This window comes from Arthrobacter sp. MAHUQ-56, from assembly GCF_019710585.1.
In the GTDB taxonomy this organism is placed as follows: Bacteria; Actinomycetota; Actinomycetes; order Actinomycetales; family Micrococcaceae; genus Arthrobacter.
Window position 1 is genome coordinate 142,958 of sequence record NZ_JAIFZQ010000018.1, and the last position, 24,836, is coordinate 167,793.

Genomic DNA, 24,836 nt, shown 5'->3' on the forward strand with positions numbered 1-24,836 from the left:
GCTCCAGTGGTCCGCAAGCGGTCCAGCAGGCCACGCAAGTCCCAGCCACTGTGCGTTTTTCGGCCCCCATCCACCGTCCCAGAGGACAGTCCCGCGGATTAGGGACCAAAGTCCCTGATCCTCCGGCCGGCCGGTGCTAGGGGAGCTGACCGGGACAGCCGGACCAGGGCGATTCCGGTTGCGGCGAACCACGCCCAGAGGAGGACGCCGTAGCCCCCGTAGAATTCCGGCAGCGCTTGCCGCAGGACTTCGGACAGGACGCCCAGGACTCCTGTGGCGATGCCCAGCCAGGCCAGGAACCGCGGAAAATCAGCCTGGTGCCCCTTGAGCATCGCTGCTCCCGCGAGCAGGATTCCCACCGCGGAAAGGGCTCCCACGATGGCCGGCGTGTTGTTCTCGGCAATGATTGCCTCAGCGGCCGTGGCATAGACCTGCCGCTCTTCATCCGTCGCCGCCGCGACGTACCGGTCGCTGAGGTAGACGAGGTTCAGTGAGCCCCGGCTGCTGACCGGGACGGCCAGCAGCAGTGCCCAGGGCAGGCCGCCGAAGATCAGCGCTGTGAGGGCGAGGCTCTTCTGGACGGTGAAGAGAGCCACGAAAAGCGCCGTGAAGACCAGTACCGGAAGGATATTGGGCAGGATCCACAGGATTTGCTCGGCCACGTAGCCCGGCTTGTTGTCGGCTATGAAGAGGAGGGTGGCTTCGCCGCCATGGACCGGGGGAGGGGCAAGAAGGTCCAGCACCAGCGCCGCCACCAGGAGGAAGACAAAGAGAAGCGCTCCCACGCCTGCGAGGAGGTAGAGAGGCTGCCAGCCCTGTGCGCCATGCTGGGCTGAGGGGCCGGAAGCCGTCGTGCCTGGGCCGGTCATGCCTGCACTGTTCCATCCCGCCACCGCACCCGGTAGTGCCCTTTGTCCCGTGCTCCTTCCTGCTTCTGCTCCTTCCTGTTTCTGCTCCTTTCGCACGGTGCACCGGTGGCGACCTTCGGCCCTGGTGCGGACCGGTTCGGCGATCCTACTCTTGGCAGTGCAGTGGGCCGTGACAACGGGCCCCCGTCCAAAAGTCCGCACTCCGGAGGTAGACACATGGCGGCAGAGGAACGACTCCGCATAGAACTTGAGGATGCCGCCTCCAGCAAATGGTGGGCCCGCATCCTGTACACCCTGGGCTCGCAGTACGGCAGGACGCAGTTGCGCTTTGTTGGCAGGACTCCGGAGGGGCGCAGGCTTTATGCCAGCGACACCTTTCCCGGGCCACCGCTGAACGCGACCCCGCCTGAGGAGAAGTGGGCGCCGGGCCTGGAGGCAAGCCTGGCGCAGTTGCGCGGGGAGATAGCGCGTGACGGGTGGCTTGAGACAGGCCACGGCACACAGCCCTGGGAGCTGACATTCACCCGCCGCCCCGCCCCATAGGGCCGGGACGGTTAGGGCCGGGACGGTTCCGTCGGGGGAAGCCCGGGTCGGGGGGATAACAGACCGGGAGATGCCACTCATGGAATGGCGTGCAATGAATGGCGGGGCAGGGGCCTCAAGCGACGGGCCAGACCACCCTGGTCTGCCACGTTGCCGGGTCAGGCTGCTCCCGCGGATCACTGAGGTAGTACTCCCACATCACGTCCGCAGGGACGGCGCCGTCGGCTTCCATGCGCTGCCTGATGGCGTCGTAAGTAGCGGTCAGCGTGTCATAGGGGCCGGTGTGGATCGCTTCGAACGCATCGGTTTCCGGAAGCGCCGCGGCCACCACGTCATCCGTCCCCGTGAAGTGCCCGGCGACCGGAAAACCCGCTTCCACGTCGACAGTTTCGGTGGGCATGCCGCGGTACAGCGCAAAGGGCGGACCGGCCGGGCTGGCGCCCTGTGTCTGGACGGCGGCCATGACGGCGCCGAAGGCCCGCTCGAAGAAGCCGGGGAGTGAGTCCATGCGGACTTTTTCACGCACCACGGCAACCGGCTGGCCGGTCAGGTGGATCCTTCGGGGCTCCTGGCTGTTCCCATTCATCCCACAAGGCTCAGCCATGACCCCATCCTGCGACAGGGCATTAGGACTCTAATTTCCCGAGGGCAGAGGGCAGAGGGCAGGTCCGGCCGGAAGCGGTCGCAGGTCAGCCGGCCGCATCATAGGCTTCACGCATCCACTGGAGCACCTCGTCGTCCAGTTGGGAACTGTCCCGAAGCTCCAAATGGTGCATCCAGATTCCCGGGGACGGCTGGACTGTTTCCTTGAAGCGGGGTGACGCGGTATTCCTCGGCAGCGGCAGTGACAGGACAAGCGGGACCGTGGACTTGACGTACATGCCGGGGCGCCAGAGATACGCGAAGCCCCGGCGGCGCCGGAACGCCACCTGGCTCTTGGAAACACGGACTTCCATCGGCCCCAGGCTGTCCGCCATCCGCTTCACCGCCTGGTAGAGCGCATACGCGGGTGCTGCGCCCTCGAAGAACCGCTCCACTGTCCACGGCTGCATGGCGGGAGGCGGGCTGTCGGGGCGGGTCATCAAGATTCGGGCTCGCGGGGCTCCGCCTGCGCTGCTTCGAGGTCGGCGGCCCACGCAGCGGCGCGCTCCACCTCACCGCTGAGCAGCGGGCCCTCGCTGCCCTTGACGTAGAAGGCCATGGGACCGCCCACGATGCTGGCGCCGGCACTCTTGAGGGCCTTAATCATCTTCCCCGCGGCGTCACCGTGGATGAAGAGCTTGACCCTGGTATCGAAGGCGGCCGCCTTCACCCCCGCCAGCCCCCGTCCCGCCAGGTCATCCAGAACCTTGCTGATCTTCGGGGTCGGTCGCCAGCCGTTGATGGGACTGCCGACGACGAGGAGGTCACCCGGGTGCAGCGCGCCGGCGTCGAATCCGTCCACAGGAACAGCGGCTGCGCCGCCCAGGTGCGATGCCACCTCCTCCGCAATGGTCCGGGTGTTGCCGTAGGCGGAGTCGTACAAAACAATCGTTGTCATGTCGGTCCTTTCCCGGAAATCGACGCTGTCCAGGTAGCTCCCCTCCACCATGCGCCCTGCCGGGACTTGTCGGGAGGGCCGAAAGTCATGACCGCCCGCCCATGGTGGCGGCAGGGCGAAGTGCCCTACCGCAGGAAACGGCAGGGCCGTAGGCTCGGGTTATGCGTCGTGACCGCTCCCGGCCCGGGTGCCCGGGATGAGGAAGCAGGCGCCCCATCCCGGGGTGTCTCCCGGAAAGACAGCCCCGGCTGCTGATACCGGCGAACCGGGACTCCCCACCGGGAACCGGCTGGTTCGCTTCATCCGGCTGTATCCCGTCGTCGCGCTCACCTGCCTGGTGTTGCTGGCCGTGCTGCTGTTGTTGCGGGCCGGCCTGGAACCGCAGGTGAGGGTGCTCGGTTCTGCCTATGCCGGCGTGGTGGTGCTGGCGCGCGTGCCGAAAATGGTGCGTGCCCTGCGTGAGGGGCGCTGGGGGATAGACCTGCTGGCCCTCATGGCCGTTGCCAGCACCATCGCGGTAGGGGAGTACCTTGCCGCGCTGGTGGTCATCCTGATGCTCACCGGCGGGGAAGCGCTGGAAAACTTCGCCCAGGGCCGTGCCGCCCGCGAATTGAGGTCACTGCTGGACAGGGCCCCGCGCTTCGCGCACCGCGAAAGCGCGGCCGCAGTCCTCGATGACGTCCCGATCGGCGACGTGGCCCCCGGGGATGTGCTCGTGGTGCGCCCCTCCGAGCTGGTACCCGTTGACGGCGAGCTCCTGTCCGGCTCCGCCAGCCTGGACGAATCATCCTTGACGGGGGAGAGCCTGCCCGTGGAGCGGTCCCGGGGAGAGCTTCTGCTCAGCGGCTCGGTGAACGGCGAGGCGGCCATCAGGATGCGGGCCACAGCCACGGCAGCGGAGTCCCAGTACAGCCGCATCATCGCCCTGGTGGAGGAGGCCTCCAGCAGCCGGGCGCCGGTGGTCCGGCTCGCCGACCGCTATGCCGTCCCCTTCACCTTCCTCGCCTTCGCGATGGCAGGCACCGCCTGGTTCCTGGCCGGCGATCCGCTGCGCTTCGCCCAGGTGCTGGTGGTGGCCACCCCCTGCCCGCTCCTGATCGCGGCGCCCGTGGCGTTCCTCGCCGGCACCAGCCAGGCCGCCCACAAAGGCATCATCATCAAGAACACCAAGACGCTGGAACAACTGGCCAGGGCGCGCACCGCGGTGTTCGACAAGACCGGGACCCTCACCTCAGGGCGGCCCGTCCTGGACCACATCCGGGTACGCGATGACGGCGCGGGCGCCGCCGCCAGTCCGGAGCGGATCCTGCAGCTCGCTGCGTCGGCCGAGCAGTATTCCTCTCATGTCCTGGCAGCCTCCGTCATCGAGGCCGCCGCAGCAGCCAGGCTCGAACTGCTGCCCGTCCAGAACGCCACCGAATCGGCAACGCAGGGCGTGGAGGCCCTGTGCGGTGGCCGCCGGGTGGTGGTGGGCAAAGCGGGCCTTGTGCGCAGTGTGTCAACGGGCTTCCGGGATTCGGCGCTCCAGAGCGGCCAGCTCGCCGTGCACGTGGCGATCGACGGAGTGTACGCGGGTGCCCTGGTCATGAAGGACCCGCTGCGCCACGACGCCGTCGCCACGCTCGCGCGGCTGCAGGGGCTTGGCGTGCGGAACACGATGCTGCTGACCGGTGATGCCCACGCGACCGCTGCCCACATCGCGGAGGAGGCCGGCATCGGCACAGTCCAGGCGGAGTGCCTTCCGGAGGACAAGGTCCAGGCAGTGGCCGCCATTGCGGACCGCCCGGTCCTGATGGTCGGTGACGGGGTGAACGATGCACCCGTCCTGGCCGCAGCGGACGTGGGCATCGCGATGGGAGCCAAGGGCGCCACAGCGGCCAGCGAATCCGCGGACGTGGTGGTGATGCTGGATGATCTTTCCAAGGTCGCCCAGGCGGTTGCCATCGGTAAGCGGACCGTCGCGGTGGCACTGGTGAGCATCTGGACGGGCATTGGACTAAGCATCGGGCTGATGGCAGTGGCCATGACGGGCTACATCCCCGCCGTCACCGGGGCCCTGCTGCAGGAACTGGTGGACCTGGCAACAATCCTGAATGGCCTTCGGGCACTCCACGGCGCCGACCGGAAACCCTGACACAGCCGGCCGGGCATGACTTTCGGCCCTTCCCCCGGCCTGCCCGGGCCGGGAACGTGGTGTCTATGAATGCAGAAACAGCCCCGAAGCCCGTGATCGTCGGTGTCGATGGTTCCGAATACTCCTCCGCCGCCCTGCGGTATGCGGGCACGCTGGCGGCGCGGCTGGGCACCCGGCTGGAGGTGATCACGTGCGTCGGTATGCCGGACTACCTGGTGCTGTCCCGCCTTGAGGGCGCCGACCGGCAGTTCACGGCGAGGCTGGAGGACGCAGCCCGCCGCCTGGTCGAGGAGGCCCTGGGCCGGGCATTCTCCGGGGACCGGCCCGGAGAGATGGAAGTTGCGGTTAAGTTCGGGCCACCGGCGAAGGTGCTGGTGGAGGAAAGCAAACGGGCCCAGATGCTGGTGGTTGGCAGGCACGGCGAGGGCGGGCTGCTGGGAACGTCCATGGGCTCCGTCAGCAAGGCATGCGCCGCGCATTCGGCGTGCCCCGTGCTGTTGGTGGGGCAGGAGGCGGACGCCGTGTGAGGGCCGCCGAGGGCCTGACCTCGGAGCGGGCGGCCGCACTCCTGAAGGAGTCGGGACCCAACCTGCTTCCGGCGGAGAAACCGGTCCCGCAGTGGCGAAAGCTCTGGGGGGAGATGACGCACTTCTTCGCGCTGATGCTGTGGTGCGCCGCCGGGCTGGCCTTTCTGGCAAACATGCCCCAGCTCGCTGTGGCGATCATCGTCGTCGTCATTGTCAACGGCGTTTTTGCCCATATCCAGCAGGAGCGGGCCCAGCATGCAGCCGCCCGGCTGCGCGGACTGCTGCCGGCCGACGTCGTGGTGCGCCGGGACGGCCGCGTCCGCAAAGTGCACGCCAGCGAACTGGTGACGGGCGACGTCGTGCTGCTCACCGCCGGTGACCGCATCCCCGCCGATGTTGCCATGCTCTCCGCCTCGGCCTGTGCCGTGGACGAATCGATGCTCACCGGAGAAAGCGAACCGGTGGCAAAAACTGCCGGCGACTCCGGGTGGGGAGGCACGTTCCTGGTCAATGGCGAGGCCGAAGCCGCCGTGACCGCGACGGGCGCCGGGACCCGGCTGGCCGGCATCGCGGCCCTGACCAGCGGCGCGGTGCCGCCTCCCACGCCGCTGTCCCTGGAACTTCGCCGGATCGTCAGGGTCATCGCCGGGGTGGCCCTGGCCATTGCCGGCCTCTTTTTCCTGGTGTCGCTGCTGGTGGGCTTCCAGTGGCGGGATTCGTTCCTCTTCGCTATTGGCGTTGCTGTGGCGCTGGTCCCTGAGGGGCTCCTGCCCACCGTCACCCTGTCACTGGCGATGGGCGCCCAGCGGATGGCCTCCCGGGACGCCCTGGTGCGCAACCTGGAGGCGGTGGAGACCCTGGGATCCACCACTTTCATCTGCACTGACAAAACGGGGACCCTGACGCAGAACCGGATGAACGCCGTCGAGGTCTATACGGCGGAAGGATCCGTCCAGGTCGCGGGGGAGGGATATGCCCCCGTGGCCGTGGTCCACGGGCAGGGCACGGAAAAGGCCGCGGAGGCCGCAGTGGCTGCGCGGGCGGCTTCCCAGGGCCGGGCCGAGCTGCGCGGCGGGCAATGGCACGCCCAGGGTGATCCGATGGAAGCGGCCATGGATGTCCTCGCCCGCAGGCTGACCGGCACCGAAGCCACCATGGTGCCTGCCAGGCGCCTGCCTTTCGACCCCGTGCGGCGCCGCGAGTCGGTGGTCATGGGGGCGGAGCTCTTCTGCAAGGGGGCTCCCGAGACAGTGCTTCCGCTGTGCGGGTCCGTGCCCGGGCACGTAAAGGAACAGGTGGAGGTGATGGCATCGCGCGGCCTGCGGGTTATCGCGGTGGCACGACGGCGGCTGGCGGGGCCATCCGGGGAGTGGCAGTCAAGCACCGCGGGAGACCTGGAAACCGGCCTCGAGCTGCTGGGGTTGATCGGGCTGCAGGATCCGCCCCGGCCGGACGTGGGCGAGGTGATCCGGACGGCCCGCGAGGCCGGACTGAAGATCGCAATGATCACCGGCGACCACCCCGCCACGGCGGCAGCCATCGCCCGCCAGATTGGGCTGATAGGGTCGCCGGAACGCATTTACGAGGGATCGGACCTGCCCGACGACGACCAACTGCTGGGTGCGCTCCTTGACCGTGACGGGGTGGTGGTCAGCCGGGTGTCCCCGGAGCAGAAGCTCCGCGTGGCCAAGGCGCTGCAGGCCCGCGGGCACGTGGTGGCCATGACCGGCGACGGCGTCAACGACGGGCCGGCCCTGCGTGAAGCGGATATCGGCGTGGCCATGGGACGGAGTGGAACCGACGTTGCGCGCGAAGCCGCGGACCTTGTCCTGCTCGACGACCATTTCGGCACCATTGTCTCGGCCATCGAACAGGGCCGCGCCACCTATTCGAACATCCACCGGTTCCTGACCTACCACCTCACCGACAACGTCGCGGAACTGACCCCCTTCGTCATCTGGGCGCTGTCCGGCGGCAGGTTCCCGCTGGCCCTCGGTGTCCTGCAGATCCTGGCGCTGGACATCGGCACCGACCTGCTTCCCGCCCTGGCCCTGGGCGCTGAGCCGCCCGCCAAACATGTCCTGGCCCGCCCGCCCGAGCGGCGGCACCTCATGGACCGGCGGCTGATCGTGAGGGTGTTCTGCGTGCTTGGGCCGGTAGAAGCGGCAATCGAGATGGCGGTGTTTTCCGCTGTCCTTGCCGAGGGCGGCTGGACCCGCGGCACCGCCCCGGAGGCAGGCCTGCTGATGGCTGCATCCGGTGCCGCCTTCACTGCCGTGGTGCTGGGACAGCTGGCCAATGCCTACGCCTGCCGGAGCGCCACGGTCCCGCCCTGGCGGCTTGGCTGGGGTACGAACAGGCTCCTCGCCGGTGCTGTGCTGGCCGAGCTGGGGATCCTTGCCGTATGCCTGTACGTGCCATACCTCGCAGCCCTGCTTGGCCAGGCTCCGCCGCCGCCCCTGGGCCTGCTGCTGGCACTGCTGGCCGTGCCGGCGGTGTTGCTGGCGGACTGGACCCACAAAGCCATCCGGGGACGTGCCCGGCGCAGCCAGGGCGCGGCCGGGACCTAAGACTCTGCCGTGTCCGGGCCGGAGAACGCCAGAATCGAGCCATGACCTCAGCCGCCGAAACATCGCTGGCCGGCGTCCACGTCACGTGGATCGAAGAGACCGGAATCGCTGACCTCCCCTCCGTTGGTGGGAAGAACGCTTCCCTGGGTGAGCTAAGCCGTGCCCTGCGGTCCGCCGGAGTGCGGGTTCCGGAGGGATTCGCCACCACCGCCACCGCCTACCGGGCCTTCCTCGACGCCAACAACCTGGAGCCGGGCATCAGGAGCCGCATTGAGGACTACCGGGCGGGACGTTCCACGCTGCGGCAGGCGGGGGCGGCCATCCGCGAACTGTTCCTGCAGGCCAGTTTCCCCGAAGACACCGCAAAGGACATCCAGGAGCACTACCGGGCACTGTGCCAACGCGCGGGCCAGGACCAGGCAGCCGTGGCCGTCCGCAGCAGCGCCACGGCCGAGGACCTGCCGGACGCCAGCTTCGCCGGACAGCAGGAAACCTACCTCAACGTTGCCGGCGGCCGCGCCGTTTTGGACGCCTGCCGGCGCTGTTACGCCTCGCTCTTCACCGACCGGGCCATCAGCTACCGGGAGATAAAGGGGTTCGACCACCTGGACGTTGCATTGTCCGTCGGCGTGCAGCGGATGGTGCGCTCGGACCTGGGCGCTTCGGGCGTGATGTTCTCGATCGACACGGAGTCCGGCTTTCCCCAGGTGGTGGTGATCAGCGCGGCGTGGGGGCTCGGGGAGACGGTGGTCCAGGGAACCATCAACCCGGACAAGTACCAGGTGTTCAAGCCCCTGCTGGCGGACCAGCGGTTCAGCCCCATCATCGAGCGGGAGCTGGGCGCCAAGGAGCGCAAGATGGTCTACAGCCAGGGCGGGGATGCCCGGACCCGGACTGTTGAGACCAGCGAACGGGAACGGCGCTCGCTGGTGCTCGCGGACCCGGAGATTGTCCTCCTGGCGCGCTGGGCGGCGGCCGTCGAGGACCACTATGGGCGCCCCATGGACATGGAATGGGCAAAGGACGGACTGACGGGCGAACTGTTCATGGTGCAGGCACGGCCGGAAACGGTCCAGGCCCGGCGGGACATTTCCACCTTCCGCACCTACCGGCTTGCAGGGACGGGGCGGGTACTGGCAACCGGTGCCGCCATCGGCGATTCCATCGCCCGCGGGCAGGCGTGCGTGATCACGGATGCGAAGGACATCGAGTCCTTTGTCGACGGTTCCGTGCTGGTCACCCGGATGACGGACCCGGACTGGGTTCCGGTGATGAAACGCGCTGCCGGCATCGTCACCGACCACGGCGGCCCCACCAGCCACGCGGCTATTGTCAGCAGGGAACTCGGGGTGCCGGCCGTCGTCGGGACGCGCAACGCAACGGATGTCCTGTCCGACGGCGGCCCGGTCACGTTGTCCTGCGCCGAAGGGGAAGAAGGCCGCGTCTACGAGGGGCTGCTGGACTACTCGGTGGACGACGTGGACATGCAGGCCCTCCCGGCCACCCGCACCGGCGTCATGGTCAACATCGCCAGCCCGGCCGCTGCCTTCAAATGGTGGCGCCTTCCGGCGGCCGGCGTAGGCCTGGCCCGGATGGAGTTCATCATCAACAACCTCATCCGCATCCACCCCATGGCCCTGGTCCACCCGGAACGGGTCACAGATCCCGGCGAGGCCGGGCTGATCCGGGAACTCACCAGCGGTTATGGCGACCCGCAGGAATACTTCGTCGACGTCCTTGCCACCGGCATCGCGAAGATTGCGGCCCCCTTCCACCCGAAGCCGGTGATCGTCCGGCTCAGCGACTTCAAGAGCAACGAATACAGCCACCTGGTGGGCGGCAGCTACTTTGAGCGCCCGGAAGAGAACCCCATGCTGGGGTTCCGCGGCGCTTCACGGTACTACAGCGGCCATTACCGGGAAGGGTTCGCCCTCGAGTGCCGTGCCCTCAAACGGGTCCGTGAGCAGATCGGTTTTTCCAACGTCATCGTCATGGTCCCGTTCTGCCGGACCGTCAATGAAGCCGACCTGGTCATCCAGGCGATGGAGGAACACGGCCTGGTCCGCGGCGCGGCGGGACTGCAGCTGTACATGATGTGCGAAATCCCCTCGAACGTGGTCCTGGCGGAGGACTTCGCGCGCCGCTTTGACGGGTTCTCCATCGGCTCCAACGACCTAACGCAGCTGGTGCTGGGCGTGGACCGCGACTCGGAGGAACTCGCGGGGCTGTTCGACGAACGCGACCCCGCCGTCACGTCCATGATTGCCCAGGCAATCGGCAAGGCACACGCCGCCGGCATCAAGATCGGCATTTGCGGGCAAGGGCCCAGCAACCACCCCGACCTCGCCGAGTTCCTGGTGGCCCAGGGCATCGATTCGGTGTCGCTGAACCCGGACACGTTCCTGAAGACCCTTCCCATCATCGCCGCTGCCGAGGCCGCCGCCAAAGGGTAGCTGGGAGAGCCCCGGCCGCCAGGGCAAGCAAAGTGCCTGGCCTGCACGCAGGCCAGGCACCGCCGTCGGCTGCTGGCGGGCCTCAGCCCCTGCTGATGGGGATCTTTGCGGAAGCTGCCACCTGCCCCTGGTCCGGCATCGGGGCGCGGACTTCCAGGACGCCGTCCTTGTAGGACGCGGAAACGTCGTCCTGCTGGACGCCGCTGGGCAGCGGGATCCGGCGCATGAACGAGCCGTAGCGGAATTCAGACCTGTAGCTGTCCTTGTCCTTATGCTCCTTCTTCTCCTGCCGCTCGGCCTTGATCGACAGCACGCCGTCGGCGACTGTCACGTCCACGTCCTTGTCGGGATCAATGCCGGGCAGTTCGGCCCGCACCACCAGCGTGTTGCCATCCACCATCTCTTCAACCCGAATGGCGGAAGACCCCGTCTCGCCCTCGAAGAGTCTTTCGATCAGATCCATGGGGGAGCGGCGGGTGTCGAACCATTTCATCAGGTCTGTCATTCTTGCCTCCTGCTCATCTGGACGCCGGATCATCGGGTTGCCCGGCAGTTCCACCATCCGCTTCCCGGGAAGCAGGTTCCAGAGTCAAAGGTCCCAGCCTGCTCCCGCCGGTGCGGGCGCCTGTCCGCCGGGCAAAATGTGCGGCGGTTTCGACGGCCAGGCACCCCGCCAGGGCAGCTGCGACGGCGACGGCCAGGAGTTCCGCATGCGGCAGTCCGAGGCGAAAGAAGTCCTGGGTCAAAGGGACAGTGAAGAGCAGGGCCAGTCCCGCGTACATGCCGGCCAGGATCAGGAGCTTGGGTGTGGTGAGGGGCCGTGATGCGATCACCAGGATCCACGCCGCTACGAGCGCCAGGGTCACGGCGGAGGCCGACTGGGCCTCTTCAGTGTCCCTCCCGCCCGAGGACTGGGCGTAGGCGGCGACGGCCAGCACGCATGCCGCGGCAGAGATCCCGGCGGGTACGGCGAAAGCCAGTGAGCGGCGGAGGAAGCCGGATTCATAGCGCCGCGCTCCCGGTTGCAGGGCCAGGAAGAAGGCCGGCAGGCCGATGGTCAGGCCGTCGAGGGCGGACAGTTGCCGGGGCAGGAAAGGGAACGCCAGCAGCAGGATGCCGGCCAGGACCGAGATGACAGTTGCGTACACGGTCTTGCTAAGGAAAACCAGGGACACCCGCTCGATGTTGGCGATGGCCCGGCGCCCTTCGTCAACCACTGCCGGCAACCTGTCGAAGCGCCCGTCCAGGAGGACGAGGCGGGCTACGGCCTTGGTTGCCGGTGCCGCGGAATCCATGGCAATGCCCAGGTCGGCCTCCTTGAGTGCCAGGACATCGTTGACCCCGTCTCCGGTCATGGCCACGGTGTGTCCCTGCCGTTTCAGTGACTGGATCAGTTCCCTCTTTTGCGACGGCGTGACCCCGCCGAAGAGGTCCTGGGACTCCACGATCCCATCCTGCAGGAGCGGTTCTTCGGGCAGGTTCCTCGCATCGTAGGCGGTACCGGATCCGAAGCCCAGGCCGCGGGCCAGGGCCGAAACAGTCCGGGGATCATCGCCGGAAATGATTTTCACGGTGACGCCCTGGCGCCGGAAGTAGTCGAGGGTCCGGGGGGCGTCCGTCCTGATGCTCTCCCGGAAGGTCAGGAGGAACACCGGGGAAAGGTCCGCCGGCAAGCCGGATTCCGCGGCCCCAGGCGGCAGGGGGGCCGGCAGGTGCGCCAGCGCCAGCGTGCGGAGCCCGGTTGAGGCCAGCGCCGCTGCCTGGTCGCGTGCCCGCGAACTGCCGGGGGACCCGCCGAGCACCGCGTCCGGCGCCCCCAGGATCCAGGTCCCGAATGCCCCGGATTCGGGACCGAACGTCACAGAACTCCACTTGCGCGCCGATGAGAACGGGACGGATGCCACCTCCGGGAGCGGAACGGTGGTGGGGAATGCTGCGCCGATGGCCGCGGCTGTGCTGCTGGCATCCGATGCGGCCCCGAACCATTCCACGGCAGCCCGCCACCCGTCCTCCGGGCGCCTTCCGGTGCCATGGACTGCGTCAAACTCGATGGGGCCGGAGGAGAGCGTCCCCGTCTTGTCCAGGCACAGGACGTCCACCCTCGCCAGCACCTCCACGGCCGCAAGTTCCTGGACCAGGACCTTCTGGCCGGCGAGCCGGAGGCCGCCCACGGCGAAGGCCACGCTGGTCATCAGGACCAGGCCGAGCGGGATCATGGCCATGATGCCCGCAATTGTCCCCACAGCCGCTGGAACCCACCTCCATGTGGTGAAGGCGGCCGACCACCCGCCCTGTTCCAGCATCTGGGCATTCACCAGCAGCGCGGCGGTGGGCAGCAGCAGCCATGAGATCACGCGGAAGACCCTGTCCAGGCCCCGGCGGATCTCCGACGTGACCAGGGAAAAGCGCCTGGCTTCGGCCGCCAGCCCGGAGGCGAACGTCGCCGGTCCGACGCGCAGGACCCGGGCGTAGCCGTTGCCGCCCAGGACCAATGAGCCCGAGAGAAGCACGTCGCCCGGCAGCTTGGGCACGGGCTCCGACTCCCCGGTCAGCAGGGATTCGTCCACTTCGAGGGAAGCACCGTCCAGAAGCTGAAGGTCCGCGGTGACCTCGTCTCCGGCGCTCAGCACCACCAGGTCATCCGCTACCAGTTCCCCTGAGGGTATCTCTGTCCTGGCACCGTTGCGGATGACCCGGCTGGTCGCGGCATGCAGGATAGCCAACTGATCGAGGGAACGCTTGGCACGGTACTCCTGGATGATGCCAATCAGCGCGTTGCTGATGGCGGACAGGCCAAAGAGGGCATCCCGCCACTGGCCCAGCACCAACAGCAGGAGGAAACTCCCGCCGACGATGGCGTTGAACAGGGTGAAGACGTTGGCCCGCACGATGTCCCAGACGCTGCGGCTCGTGGCTGCCGGAACGCTGTTGACCTGCCCACTGTGGGTCCGTTCCAGTACTTCAGCGGTGGAGAGGCCTTCGGGCGCCCCGCGATGGCCCGCGGCGGCGCCCGAGACGCTTTGGTTCTGCCCGGCTGTGGACATGGCGCGACCAGGAACAGCTTCCGCCGTTACTCCTTGTGCTGGCTCTTGTGCATGCGGGTAATAACGGTGGGGCATGGGGGCTGGGTCAGGACCGCGTGCGCTGTCGAGCCGAGGAGGAGCCGCCCGAACCCGCCCCTGCCCAGGCTGCCGAGGACCAGCAGCCGCGCCCCGGCAGCCGTCCGGACCAGGGCGTCCGCGGGCTCCAGGACTGTCTCCAGGACGCTGTGGACCACAAGGTCGGGGTACTCCTGGCGGAGGCCTGCCAGCGTCTCGGACAGCACCAATTGTTCTTCCTCAACCACGTGGCCGGCGAAACTGGAGGAGGGGAGCCCTGCGGCGATCCAGCGGTTGGGGCCGGTGAAGGCGTAGAGGACCGTTAGTTCTTCACCCAGGACATCGGCCTCCGCCGCCGCAAAGGCAACCGCCTGGGTGGACTCGCGCGATCCATCCACGCCGACGAAGACCCCCCGCCCGTCCTCCTGGCCGATGCCGATGACCGCCACCGGGCATTCGGCAGTGGCAGCGGCCTGCAGGGCGCGGTCGGTCAAGGCCCCGCGGGAATGGCCGCTGGTACCCAGGACCAGCATGGACGCGTTCCTGGAATAGTCCCCGAGTGCGGCTCCCACGCCTCCTTCGAGCAGTTCCAGCGTGACCTGAAGGCCCGGCTCGGCGGCGCGCGCCTTCTCGCCGACCTCCTTGAGTAGGTCCAGGCCCCTTTCGCGGAGCACTTCGACGTAGGGGAGTACCTCAGCGGCCATCCACCGGTCATCCAGGACATGCAGTACGGCCAAGGGCACTTTGAGCCGGTTGGCACGGGCCGCTGCCCAGTACAGGGCGGCGTTTGAGGCGGGCGAGTCGGTGATGCCGACGGCGATGGGCTGGCTTGGTGCCATGGTGGCCATCCTTGCGGGTCTGGTGGGGTGGGTGGTGGGGTTGGAAGGTTTGAGGGGTGGGCAGTTTCGCGCAGCAGGATTAGTCGGCTGTGGGCTCCCGGGGCGGCCACCAGTGTGTTGGTGCCGCAATGACAAACCGCCGGCCGCTGATGTCCTCCGGTGTGATCCGAAGCAGGACGTTCTTTTGTCCCGGTTGCCACGGCGAGAGTCCGGCGTCCATGGCGTCCTGGACTTCCTCCGCGTCCGAGACGACAGCAGCGTGGCCCTTGATGATGACGCTCCAGGCGATGGTCCCGTACTGGTTCATCCCGTCCGCCTCGACCGCTACGGACTTCCGGCCGGCAAGGGAGGCGAGCTTGGTGTTGTCGCCTGTCCGGATCAGCAAGGTGCCGTTGGTGGGGACGTAATTGACAGGGAAGTTCTCCACGGCCTCACCGTCCACAAAGGCCACCCGGCACAGGGAAGCGGAGCGAAGGTATTTCCAACAATCATGGACGCCGAGATGCTGGATTCCGGGTTCTGTTGCTGCTGTGTTCATGGCCGTAGCCTAGGGCTGGGAAGCAGCCGCGGCTAGGGAAGAAGGTCCCGCCGGCAGCAACGCCAGTGACCGATGAATTGAATTCGTAACAGGCCCGGCTATGTCTGTCGTCGCCGGGGTCTTCTAGAATGGTTCCAGGACATGCCTTCGTGCTCGGGGGAGGCGCATTCAGGGACGGGGCCGTACTCCGTTCCGGGCGTTTGAATCGCGCCAGGGGCCTGCAAGGACGCAGGTGCATGCCGCAGGAGGTGGAGCGTGGGCACAGAGCGGCAGTGGAACTCTCCCATGAGGAACAGGGTTGAGGACCTCCTGCGGGATTTGAACGTCCGGGGAGATGAGCTCCTGGATACCCAGGAACGGATCAACGGACTGCTGGCCGCCGTCGTCGCCCTCGCCGAGGACCTGAGCCTGGAAGCTGTCCTTGACCGCCTTGTCCGCTCTGCCTGCGCGTTGGTGGGCGCAAAATATGGCGCCCTGGGCGTCATTGGCGAGGACCGCAGGCTCAGCCACTTCATTACGGTGGGTATCGATGAGGAGGGCATCCGTTCCATCGGCGACCTGCCGACGGGACACGGCGTCCTGGGCCTGTTGATCCGGGAACCGAAGCCTTTGCGCCTGCACGATCTTGGCCGGCATCCCATCACCTCCGGCTTCCCCCGGAACCATCCGCCGATGAAGACGTTCCTGGGCGTCCCGGTACGCGTGCGCGACGAGGTGTTTGGAAACCTGTACCTCACCGAGAAGTTCGGCGGAAAGGACTTCACCCCGGAGGACGAAGACCTGGCGGTGGCATTGGCTGCCGCGGCGGGAGTCGCCATCCAGAATGCCCGCCTCTTCGAGGACAGCGCCCGCCGGCAAAGATGGCTGGAAGCAGGCATGGAGCTGAGCAGCCGGCTGATCATGGCGTCCCATCCCCGCGATGCGGACGGATTCGACCTGATTGCTGAAACCGCATTGAAAGTCTCGGATGCCGCGCTGGCGGTGGTGGCGGTTCCGGCCGGTGAGGGCGTCCTCCGCTGCCAGTCCTCCCTGGGGGTACAGGGCCTGCAGGCCGGGCAGGAGATCACTGTCTCCGCCACGATCTCCTCTGTCATTGATTCGGGCGAATCGTTGGTGGTCCGCGAGCCGGGCCAGGTGTTCGAGGATGAGGTGGCCAAGAAGCTTGGTTCCGTCCTGGTGTTTTCGCTCGGGCACGGCAACAGCGACAACGGCGTGCTGTTGGTGGCGCGTGCCCAGGGGGCCCCGGTGTTCAACCAGTCGGATGTCGAATCCAGCGCCACGTTCGGGAGCCGGATCGGGCTGGCACTGGACCTGGCCCGCGTCAACGCGCTGCGGGAACAGAACCTCCTTTTCACTGACCGGGAGCGGATAGCCCGCGACCTGCACGACCTTGTCATCCAGCGGCTGTTCGCCGCCGGCCTGAGCATCCAGACCCTGCGGCGCTACACACCGGATCCCGTGGCACACGAGCGGATCGGCGCGGTCACCAGGGAACTGGACGACACCATCCGCAAATTGCGGGACACGATCTACTCCCTCCGGACCGGGGAGGAGGAGCGGGAAGCCCTGACGGGCCGGATTTTGCGGGTAGTCCGGGAGAACTCCCGCAGCTACGCGGTCACTCCCAAGGTTGCCCTGGACGGGCCCGTGGACTCGGTCCCGGAAGAGGTGGCCGTCCACTTGCTGTCAGTCGTCTCGGAAGCGCTCAGCAACGCACTCAGACACTCCGGAGGCGACGAGATCCAGGTTGCCGTCACGGTGGGCCGGACCCTGGTCCAGCTGTTCATCAGCGACAACGGGCGGGGGTTTACGGAGCCTGCCGAGGTCAGCGGCCTGGCAAACATGCGCTACCGGGCGGGGCTGCTGGGCGGCACCTGCGTCATCGAGAGCGTGCCCGGAAAAGGCACCGCCGTTCAGTGGACGGCGCGGCTTTCGTAATCGGGGCGGGACGGTCCAGCCTCGATGTCAGGATTCATCCGTGGCATTCCGGGTGACGTACACCGCAGCCTGGGTCCGGCGCTCAAAGCCAAGTTTTGCCAGGATCGACGAGACATAGTTCTTGACGGTCTTTTCCGCCAGGAACAGGTCGTCACCGATCTGCCGGTTGGTCAGTCCCTTCCCGATCAAGGCGAGGACCTTCTTTTCCTGCGCGCTGAGGGCCTCCAGGCGCGGGTCAACCGGGGCCCTGGACAGGCCCTCGATGATCCGCTGCTCCACCCCGGGCTCGAACAACGACTCACCGGCCGCGGCCCTGCGGATCCCGGTCAGAAGGTCATCGCTCCGGATCTGCTTCAGGATGTAGCCGGATGCGCCGGCCAGGACAGCACCGCGAAGGGCCTGTTCGTCGTCGTAGCTGGTCAGGATGAGGCAGCGCAGCCGGGGGTCGAGGGAACGAACGTCGCGGCAGACTTCTATGCCCGTGCCGTCGGGAAGGCGCCCGTCCAGGATGGCGATGTCAGGTTGCAATGCGGGGATGCGCCGTGTGGCCTCGGCGGCGGAGCCGCTCTCGCCAACCACCAGGAACCCTTCACCCTCCAGCAGGTCCCTCAGCCCCTGCCGGACCAGCTCGTGGTCATCGAGGATGAACACGCGCATCGCCCCGGAAGAAGCTGCTGCGTGCTCGGCCCCCGCTTCATGGTTTTGCACCTAATGCTCCCAACATCGGACCAGGCCCTTCTTTCGGAGGGGCAGTCCCCTCGAGGGACTAGTCCCATTGTTCCCTGCGGACGGATCGGCGGGAAGGGACCAAAGTCCACAGCGCCCCGCGCAGCCCGGGGCCGCCGGCAGGTGGCGGGCAGCTGGCTGTCCGGTGCTGGCAACGCCGCCACCCTGATGACCTTTGGCCCTACCCCGCTTGCCGCGGGCAGTCCACTCTGGGACGGACCGCACCATGAGAGAGAACGGAAATGGCGATGGCAGCCGCGGAAACGCACCCGAGAATTATCGTGGGAGTGGATGGGTCAGAGGCTTCCGTGGCCGCCCTCCGGGTTGCCCGCGCATTGGCGGAGCCCCTGTCGGCGAGAGTCGAAGCGTGGGCGTGCTGGGACGTCCCGGCCGGCTATGGCGTCTACCTGGCCGTCGGAATCGAAGGATTCAAATTCGCGGCGGAACAGGTGCTGCAGCAGGCCCTGAAAGACGCCTTCGACGAGCAGCCGGCCTTTGTGCATCCCAGGCTGGTGCGCGGTAAACCAAGCCCGCTGTTGATTGACGGCAGCCGCAATGCGCTGCTGCTCATTGTGGGTCGCCGGGGACATGGGAGCTTCGTCCCCGGTTCGGTGAGTTCAGCCTGCGTAAGCCATGCGCACTGTCCCGTCCTGGTGGTCCACGCCCCGGAAGAAGGACGGCCGCAGGAAGGCCAGCCGTAGGAAGGGCCCGCTAACCCTGTGCCCGCTATCCCTGTGCGTGGTGACGGTGCTCGTCCGCGTGGTGGTCGTGGTGGTGATGGACAGCTTGCCCTTCGTCTGCCCCCACGAGTTCGTGGAGTCCTGCCACTGCGTCGGCAAGCGACAAATCCGGGGATTCGACGACGAACGGCATCAGCAGGCGGTTCTCCTTGTCCAGGTGCAGGGCGAAGATCCGCTGGATGGCCCCGGCCGCCACGGCGGCGGCCACCCCGCTGGAGGTCCGGAGCTCCTCGACCAGGTCGACGATGACTTTGTGCTCGGCGAGCATGCCCTCCACCAGGAGCTTCGCACCAGGCTTGCCGCGCGGCCCGCTGTACAGCGGGCCCTCCTCGGCGAGGGCATGGGGGACCAGTTCCCGGTCGCACCAGTCCAGCAACGTAGCCTGGCTGCCCTGCTCGGCGTTCGCGTCCCCGGCCTCGACGGCCTCTGTCAGCAGTCCGGCCATGCCGTTCAGCTGCCGAAGCATATCGGCGTGGTGCGTTTCCACCGCCTTCAGCGCCCGTGCCTCGTGGGATGCCTCTTTTCCTGCGGCCGGTACACCATTCATTCGTTGTTGCCTTCCAGTTGTGGAACCTGCCGTTTGGAGCGCCCAAACGGCCATCGGAGGTCCTTTGTTGTCCAGTAGCCCGCCACGCTCATCACGGCGAATCCGGTGACCCCTATGAAGGGCGCCCGGACCACCAGGCCCAATACCAGGACGCAGAGGCCGGCCATGAAGAAGACCAGGCCGCGGCCCAGGCGGGTCCGCAGCGAAGACGGGGGACCATTCCTGTTGAGCAGCGCGGCGAGCCGGGGATCATCCTGCTCCAGGCCCTGGGCGATGCTGTCAAGCTCCCGTTGCTCAAATTCCGAGAGTGGCACGACTGCCCCCAATATCCATTCCGTGGTTGCTAGCTGCCTGGCTGGCCGCGCAGCACTGCCAGCCTGTTTTGGTATTCCGCAACGTCGATTTCCCCGCGGGCAAACCGCTCACCGAGTAGGTCCTCCGCTGTTCGCATCGACGGGGACTGGGTGTTGTGCGGATAGGGTGCCCGCAGCGAGCGGGCCAGCAGCACGATGCCGGTGATGACAGCTCCCCAGACCACCACCATGCTGATGCTCATCAGGACATAGCCCCACAGGCCCATGCCGTCGTTCCAGCCGTACACTTCCCTGACCTCCGGTCACTGTAGAACGGATGCCGGCCATCCGCTGACTCCAGTATCGGCAGGAGCGCGGCCACCGCGGCAGAGCCATTGGTCCCCCTTCCAAAGCACCCACCCCCGGGTCTGGCCGGCTGCCGCGGGGGCTTTTGGCACTGGCACGGTACGACCGGCTCCGCCAGTCTGGGGAGGAGAACCAGGAGGAACGCCCATGGAGGACAGGGGGAAGGCCCGTGCCACTGCGCTTCCCCGAACGGGCTTCCTTGCCCGTTGGATCGGGTGGGTCGCCCTTGGCGAGAGCCTGGGCTTCCTTGCCCCGGTCCTCGCCGAGTACATCGGGGCCAACGCCTGGCCTGATGGCGTGCCGTTGCTCCTCGTACTGGCAGGCTTTGCCGAGGGGGCGGTCCTGGGCTGGTTCCAGGTGCGGCTCCTGCGGACCCGCCTGCCCGCCCTCGCCTCCCGCCGATGGGTGCTGCTCACGTCCGTTGCTGCCGCCGTTGCCTGGGCTGTCGGGTTGCTGCCGTCGGCCTGGCCGGCATGGCAGGACTGGCCGGTTCCGGCCCGGATCGCGGCCGGGGCGCTGGCAGCAGTCCTGTTGCTTGGCTCGATCGGGTTGGCCCAATGGATCGAACTGCGGCACCATGTTCCGCGGGCGTGGCGCTGGATCGCCGGAAGCGCGGCCGCGTGGGCGGCGGGACTGGCGGTCTTCATGGCGGTTGCGACCCCTTTGTGGGAGCCGGGGCAGGCGGCATGGCTGACCGCCGCCATCGGCGCGGGGGCGGCGGTCCTCATGGCGGCCGCCATGGCGTTGGTGAGCGGATTGGTCCTGGTCCGCCTCCTCACCGAGGACCGGCCCGCGGGCCACCGGCTTTAAAGGCTCAGGCGCCAGGGCGTGCGGCGCTAGAAGCTGCGGCGCCGGAAGCGCTTCTCCACCGCGACGACCAGGGACGCGAGAACTGCGAGGCCCAGGATGCGCAGCCAGGCTCCGCCGTCGATCGGGGCAGTGTGGAAGAGGTCGTTCATTACTGGTGTGTAGGTGAGGACCAGCTGCGCGGCTGCCTGGACCAGGACGCCGAGGATCACCCACCGGTTGCTGAAGGGCCCGATCCGCCACGCCGGCCGGGACAGGGAGCGGCAGCTGAAGAGGTAGAACACTTCAACGGCCACGAAGAGGTTCAGCGCGGCGGTCCTGGCTTCGGCAACGGATGCGCCCACGCTGAGCTCATGTTCAAAGAGCCACCAGGCTCCGGCGACAAGGAGCGCCGAGACCAGCAGGATCCGAAGGGTGAGGGTCCAGGTCAGGAGGGGACGGTCCGGTGCCCTGGGCGGACGGGACATCAGTCCCGGCTCCTTGGGTTCGAAAGCGAGCATCAACCCGAGAGCCACCGCAGTGGTCATGTTGATCCACAGGATCTGGGTGGGCAGGATGGGCAGCGCCCCGCCCACCAGGATGGCCACCAGGATCACCAGCCCTTCTGCCATGTTGGTGGGAAGGGTCCAGACGATGAACTTGGTCAGGTTGTCGAAGACGTTCCGTCCTTCCTCGACGGCTGCTTCGATCGTGGCGAAGTCGTCATCGGTCAGGACGATGTCCGCCGCCTCCTTGGCCACCTCCGTTCCCGAACGTCCCATGGAGATTCCCACGTCCGCCTGCCGCAGTGCCGGGGCGTCGTTCACGCCGTCGCCCGTCATTGCAGCAACGTGTCCGCGCGACTGCAGCGCCCCGATGAGGCGGAGCTTCTGCTCCGGCGAAACGCGGGCGAACACAGTGGCACGTTCGACGGCGTCCGGCAAGCGGTCAGCCGGGATGGCGTCCAGCTCCGCGCCGGTCAAGGCGGTGCCGTCGCCGTGGCCGGAGGCCAGGCCCACGGCCGCGGCGATGGTCATGGCAGTCCGGACATGGTCACCCGTAATCATCTTCACCGCGACGCCGGCGCGCTGGCAGGCGTGGACAGCTGAGGCGGCCGCTTCACGCGGGGGATCGAGCATCGCTTGGAGTCCGGTGAGGGTCATCCTGCCGCGCAGAGCTGTTGCGGTCAGGGGGCTGCCTGGCATGGGCAGGTACAGGATGGCTGTGGCGAGCACCCGCAGCCCGGTGTCCGCGAGCGCGTGTGCCGCAGTGAGTGCAGCGTGGTGGTGCACCGGTGCCGTTCCGCCTTTTCCGTCCATCTGGAACGCGCAGAGGTCCAGGACGCGTTCCGCGGAGCCTTTGACCAGGACGATGCTGCGGCCGTCCGGGGGACCTGGCGGATGCAGCGTGGCCATGAACTGGTGCTCGGAGGCGAAGGGCATGGCGGCCTGCCGGGGGCGCGCCGCCAGGAACCCTGCAACGTCCACACCGCCTTTCCCGGCTGCCACAAGCATTGCCGCCTCGGTGGGGTCGCCGCGGGCTCCCCAGGTGGCTCCCTCCGGGAAGACGCTGGCGTCGTTGCAGGCGCCTCCGGCGAGGAGGGACCAGTAGAGTGCCATGTTGTCGGCCGTTGCCACCGGTTGGGCACCCTTCTCCGGCTGGCCCGCGGGGTGGATGTGCCCCTCCGGGCCGTAGCCGGAACCGGTGACCCGGTAGCTGCGCTCCGGGGTCCAGATTGCCCGGACCGTCATCTGGTTTTCAGTGAAGGTGCCGGTCTTGTCGGAGCAGATCACCGTGGTGCTCCCCAGGGTCTCCACCACCGGCAGGCGGCGGACCACGGCCCGGCGTCGGGCCATCCGGCGGACGCCGATGGCCAGCGTCACCGTGACGGCGGCGGGAAGGCCTTCGGGGATGGCCCCCACAGCGAGGGCGACGGCGGCAGTAAACATCTGTGCAGGCTGCTCGCCGTGTGCCACCCCGGCGAGGAAGGCCACGGCAGCCAAAGCCAGGATGGCAATCGTCAGGGTCCCGCTGAACCGTGCCAGCTTCTGCGTCAGCGGTGTGGCCACAGGCTGGACGGCCCCCATGAGCCGGTGGATCTCGCCGAGCTCCGTTTCGCCGCCGATGGCGACGACGATCCCGGCCCCGGTGCCTGCGGTCACCAATGTGCCGCTGTAGAGCATGTTCCTCCGGTCAGCCACCGGCGTGGCCCGGGGAAGCACCACTTCGTCCTTGGACACCGGTTCCGATTCGCCGGTCAGGGCGGACTCGTCCACGCGCAACGCGGACAGCCGGACCAGGCGCAGGTCAGCCGGTACTTTGTCGCCTGCTTCCAGCAGCACGAGGTCCCCGGGCACCAGGTCCTCCGAGGGGATATGGTGCCTGCTGCCGCTTCGCATCACCACGGCCTTGGTGCGGACCAGCGAATGAAGGGCGTCCAGGGCCGCTTCCGCCCGCACCTCCTGGATGAACCCCACCAGTGTGTTGACCAGGACCACCGCAAGGATGACGCTGGTGTCCAGGAACTCGCCCAGGATTGCGGTGACGGCGGCGGCAGCCAGCAGTACATAGACCAGCGGGTTATTGAACTGCCGCGCCAACTTCCGCAGGACGCTGCCGCTGCGGGACCTCGGCAGCACGTTTTCGCCGAACTGGGCCCGTCGCTGGCTGACCTGCTCCTGGTCCAGGCCGCGGACGGCATCACTTCCGAGCAGCAGGACGACTTCATGGAAAGGCAACCCGTGGTGGGCGGGCTCCGGGGCTTTGGTTTGTGCTGCATCGCCGGCCACGGCACCGCCAGGGCGCGGCCCCTTGTGGCCCTGGTGCCTGCCGGCGGTTGCCTGGCCGGCCTTGGTTTGCCTGATCTTCGCCATGGTGCCGGGATCAGCTTCCCAGCAGGGCATCGAGGGTGGTGAAGCCGTAACCTGCGGCCCTGATCCGGTCGATGGCCTGCGGCAGCGCGTCGGCGTCCAGTGTCGTCGCGTCGTCAGGATTGGAGCCGATGTGCATCAGGACGATTTCGCCTGGCTGCAGCCCCGCCAAGGTCCTGTCCACCACGGACTGGACGCTGGCGCCACCGCTGGTGCCCTTCCAACCCAGCGTGTCCACCGTCCACCGGACCGCCACGTAGCCCAGGCTGTTGACTGTCGTGATGGTCCGGCTGTCGCGATCGCCGTAGGGGAACCGGAAGAACGGCCGTGGATCCGCGCCCGCCGCAAGGATGGCCTGCTCCGCCCCGCGCACCTGTTCGGCAATGGCGCCGTCGGTGAGGCCGGTGAAGCCGGGGTGGGTCATGGAGTGGTTTCCCACCCGGTGCCCGGCAGCCACGATCTGCGCCACGCCCTGTGGATTGTTGGCGGCCCAGTTGCCGGTCAGGAAGAACGTGCCCGTGGCGCCTTTGGCGGACAGGGCGGAAAGGATTTTGGGCAGCCCCGCCGCGTTCGCTCCCGCGTCGAACGTCAGCGCAACAACACGCCCCGCCCCGGGTAGCACGGTGAGGTCCTGGCCGAGCAGCGATCCGGGGAAGGGCGCGGCGGGTGCCGGCTCTGCGGTGGCCGGAGGCTCCGGAGGTACCGTGACGGGTGGCTCAACCGGAGTCTGGCCGGCTTCCGGCGTCCCGGTTTCCTGGGGCGCAGTGACCGTGGCGGAGCCGCTGGAGCCCGGCGGGGACGATTCGGTGGGCGAAGCCGGCGGCGGGCTGCCGCCGCCCGGCCGCAGCAGGACGGCAAGGACCGCGGCCAGGAGCGCCAACGCGAGCACCACCACGACGGCGACGGCCCGACGTCGTACTTCCTTGCCCGACGCTGCCATTACGGACCCCGGCGCGCTGTCCCGGCGGTGGTGCCCACGGCTTCCTCAGGAAGCCCTGTGCGCTTTCTCGGGAGTGTGGACCACCAGCACCGGGCAATGGGCGTGGGCCACGAGGGCCGAGCTGACCGAGCCGAGCAGCAGGCCGGCGAAGCCGCCGTGCCCGCGGCGTCCCACCACCATCATGTCGGCGTCGCGGCTGGCCTCGATGAGTGTCTCGCGGGGATGCCCGCGCACCAGCCTGACCGTGACGTTCGCCGGCGTTTCGTCGCCGAAGGCCGTCTTCACCGCCTCATCGAGGATTGCCTTGGCCCCCTCTTCGAAGTGCTCGATGCCCATCATGACGTAGCCGGCGTACATCTGCGGGTACTCCCAGCAGCCCATGGCTTCCACCTTGGCACCCAGGGAGGTGGCAAAGCGCTGGGCCTGCCGAAGCGCCTCAACTGACGGCTCCGATCCATCCACGCCCACCAGGATCCGGGCAATTGGTGCTCCGGCAACACTCATGTCAGCTCCCTCGTT

General features: G+C 67.9%; 23 protein-coding genes. 8 read left to right on the top strand and 15 right to left on the bottom strand.

What is annotated here, in order from left to right; all coding sequences use genetic code 11:
- Positions 1-98: 98 nt before the first annotated feature.
- Positions 99-869 carry a DUF4386 family protein gene (locus tag K4G53_RS11855; protein WP_221385897.1) on the bottom strand — a complete coding sequence of 257 codons (771 nt, stop codon included), beginning with the start codon at positions 867-869 and terminating at the stop codon, positions 99-101.
- Positions 870-1,085: 216 nt separating this feature from the next.
- Here K4G53_RS11855 and K4G53_RS11860 point away from each other — a divergent pair, with 216 nt between their 5' ends.
- The gene (locus tag K4G53_RS11860; protein ID WP_221385898.1) at positions 1,086-1,412 is read left to right on the top strand and encodes a hypothetical protein; all 327 of its coding nucleotides are present in this window, start codon (positions 1,086-1,088) and stop codon (positions 1,410-1,412) included.
- 115 nt (positions 1,413-1,527) lie between these two features.
- On the opposite strand, the gene K4G53_RS11865 is transcribed toward K4G53_RS11860, so the two are convergent.
- From K4G53_RS11865 to K4G53_RS11875, 3 genes are all read right to left on the bottom strand, one after another.
- Positions 1,528-1,998, bottom strand: coding sequence for a GyrI-like domain-containing protein (locus K4G53_RS11865; protein WP_221385899.1), 471 nt, complete (start codon positions 1,996-1,998; stop codon positions 1,528-1,530).
- A gap of 103 nt (positions 1,999-2,101) precedes the next feature.
- Positions 2,102-2,494 carry a DUF5655 domain-containing protein gene (locus K4G53_RS11870; RefSeq protein ID WP_260323544.1) on the bottom strand — a complete coding sequence of 131 codons (393 nt, stop codon included), beginning with the start codon at positions 2,492-2,494 and terminating at the stop codon, positions 2,102-2,104.
- Complete coding sequence (locus K4G53_RS11875) at positions 2,494-2,952, bottom strand: flavodoxin domain-containing protein (protein ID WP_221385900.1); 459 nt, start codon at positions 2,950-2,952, stop codon at positions 2,494-2,496. Before K4G53_RS11875 ends, K4G53_RS11870 begins: the two co-directional genes overlap by 1 nt.
- Before the next feature lie 196 nt (positions 2,953-3,148).
- Here K4G53_RS11875 and K4G53_RS11880 point away from each other — a divergent pair, with 196 nt between their 5' ends.
- From K4G53_RS11880 to ppsA, 4 genes are all read left to right on the top strand, one after another.
- Positions 3,149-5,086, top strand: coding sequence for a heavy metal translocating P-type ATPase (locus K4G53_RS11880; protein ID WP_221385901.1), 1,938 nt, complete (start codon positions 3,149-3,151; stop codon positions 5,084-5,086).
- 65 nt (positions 5,087-5,151) lie between these two features.
- The gene (locus K4G53_RS11885; RefSeq protein WP_221385902.1) at positions 5,152-5,613 is read left to right on the top strand and encodes a universal stress protein; all 462 of its coding nucleotides are present in this window, start codon (positions 5,152-5,154) and stop codon (positions 5,611-5,613) included.
- Positions 5,610-8,183: a cation-transporting P-type ATPase gene (locus K4G53_RS11890; protein WP_221385903.1), complete on the top strand. Its 2,574-nt coding sequence runs from the start codon at positions 5,610-5,612 to the stop codon at positions 8,181-8,183. Before K4G53_RS11885 ends, K4G53_RS11890 begins: the two co-directional genes overlap by 4 nt.
- Positions 8,184-8,224: 41 nt before the next feature.
- Complete coding sequence (ppsA, locus tag K4G53_RS11895) at positions 8,225-10,636, top strand: phosphoenolpyruvate synthase (protein WP_221385904.1); 2,412 nt, start codon at positions 8,225-8,227, stop codon at positions 10,634-10,636.
- Positions 10,637-10,718: 82 nt separating this feature from the next.
- On the opposite strand, the gene K4G53_RS11900 is transcribed toward ppsA, so the two are convergent.
- The 4 genes from K4G53_RS11900 to K4G53_RS11915 all read right to left on the bottom strand — a co-directional run bounded on the left by K4G53_RS11900 (position 10,719) and on the right by K4G53_RS11915 (position 15,111).
- Complete coding sequence (locus tag K4G53_RS11900) at positions 10,719-11,141, bottom strand: Hsp20/alpha crystallin family protein (protein WP_221385905.1); 423 nt, start codon at positions 11,139-11,141, stop codon at positions 10,719-10,721.
- Positions 11,142-11,154: 13 nt separating this feature from the next.
- On the bottom strand, positions 11,155-13,680 hold the full coding sequence (locus K4G53_RS11905; protein WP_221385906.1) for an HAD-IC family P-type ATPase: 2,526 nt from the start codon (positions 13,678-13,680) through the stop codon (positions 11,155-11,157).
- Between the two features lie 26 nt (positions 13,681-13,706).
- The gene (locus K4G53_RS11910) at positions 13,707-14,573 is read right to left on the bottom strand and encodes a universal stress protein (protein ID WP_221385907.1); all 867 of its coding nucleotides are present in this window, start codon (positions 14,571-14,573) and stop codon (positions 13,707-13,709) included.
- A 79-nt stretch (positions 14,574-14,652) separates the two neighbouring features.
- Positions 14,653-15,111 carry a pyridoxamine 5'-phosphate oxidase family protein gene (locus tag K4G53_RS11915; protein ID WP_221385908.1) on the bottom strand — a complete coding sequence of 153 codons (459 nt, stop codon included), beginning with the start codon at positions 15,109-15,111 and terminating at the stop codon, positions 14,653-14,655.
- Positions 15,112-15,396: 285 nt separating this feature from the next.
- Between K4G53_RS11915 and K4G53_RS11920 the strand changes: the two genes are divergently transcribed.
- On the top strand, positions 15,397-17,049 hold the full coding sequence (locus K4G53_RS11920; RefSeq protein ID WP_221385909.1) for a GAF domain-containing sensor histidine kinase: 1,653 nt from the start codon (positions 15,397-15,399) through the stop codon (positions 17,047-17,049).
- A gap of 27 nt (positions 17,050-17,076) precedes the next feature.
- Here K4G53_RS11920 and K4G53_RS11925 read toward each other — a convergent pair whose 3' ends face one another.
- Positions 17,077-17,706 carry a response regulator transcription factor gene (locus tag K4G53_RS11925; RefSeq protein ID WP_221385960.1) on the bottom strand — a complete coding sequence of 210 codons (630 nt, stop codon included), beginning with the start codon at positions 17,704-17,706 and terminating at the stop codon, positions 17,077-17,079.
- A 317-nt stretch (positions 17,707-18,023) separates the two neighbouring features.
- Between K4G53_RS11925 and K4G53_RS11930 the strand changes: the two genes are divergently transcribed.
- Positions 18,024-18,476: a universal stress protein gene (locus K4G53_RS11930; RefSeq protein ID WP_221385961.1), complete on the top strand. Its 453-nt coding sequence runs from the start codon at positions 18,024-18,026 to the stop codon at positions 18,474-18,476.
- Between the two features lie 25 nt (positions 18,477-18,501).
- On the opposite strand, the gene K4G53_RS11935 is transcribed toward K4G53_RS11930, so the two are convergent.
- Genes K4G53_RS11935 through K4G53_RS11945 form a run of 3 tightly spaced genes read right to left on the bottom strand, consistent with a single transcriptional unit; the run spans position 18,502 to position 19,663 of the window.
- Positions 18,502-19,062, bottom strand: coding sequence for a hemerythrin domain-containing protein (locus K4G53_RS11935; protein ID WP_221385910.1), 561 nt, complete (start codon positions 19,060-19,062; stop codon positions 18,502-18,504).
- Positions 19,059-19,376 (bottom strand): DUF3040 domain-containing protein, encoded by a 318-nt coding sequence (locus K4G53_RS11940; protein ID WP_221385911.1) that lies wholly within the window; start codon positions 19,374-19,376, stop codon positions 19,059-19,061. Before K4G53_RS11940 ends, K4G53_RS11935 begins: the two co-directional genes overlap by 4 nt.
- Positions 19,377-19,405: 29 nt before the next feature.
- The gene (locus tag K4G53_RS11945; RefSeq protein ID WP_221385912.1) at positions 19,406-19,663 is read right to left on the bottom strand and encodes an SHOCT domain-containing protein; all 258 of its coding nucleotides are present in this window, start codon (positions 19,661-19,663) and stop codon (positions 19,406-19,408) included.
- Between the two features lie 205 nt (positions 19,664-19,868).
- Between K4G53_RS11945 and K4G53_RS11950 the strand changes: the two genes are divergently transcribed.
- Entirely contained in the window at positions 19,869-20,531 is a 663-nt protein-coding gene (locus K4G53_RS11950; RefSeq protein WP_221385913.1) for a hypothetical protein, read from the top strand.
- 26 nt (positions 20,532-20,557) lie between these two features.
- Here the strand turns inward: K4G53_RS11950 and K4G53_RS11955 are convergent, their stop codons facing one another.
- Genes K4G53_RS11955 through K4G53_RS11965 form a run of 3 tightly spaced genes read right to left on the bottom strand, consistent with a single transcriptional unit; the run spans position 20,558 to position 24,821 of the window.
- Positions 20,558-23,380, bottom strand: coding sequence for an HAD-IC family P-type ATPase (locus K4G53_RS11955; protein WP_221385914.1), 2,823 nt, complete (start codon positions 23,378-23,380; stop codon positions 20,558-20,560).
- 10 nt (positions 23,381-23,390) lie between these two features.
- Positions 23,391-24,317 (bottom strand): polysaccharide deacetylase family protein, encoded by a 927-nt coding sequence (locus K4G53_RS11960; protein ID WP_221385915.1) that lies wholly within the window; start codon positions 24,315-24,317, stop codon positions 23,391-23,393.
- Positions 24,318-24,362: 45 nt separating this feature from the next.
- Entirely contained in the window at positions 24,363-24,821 is a 459-nt protein-coding gene (locus K4G53_RS11965) for a universal stress protein (protein ID WP_221385916.1), read from the bottom strand.
- Positions 24,822-24,836 lie beyond the last annotated feature (15 nt).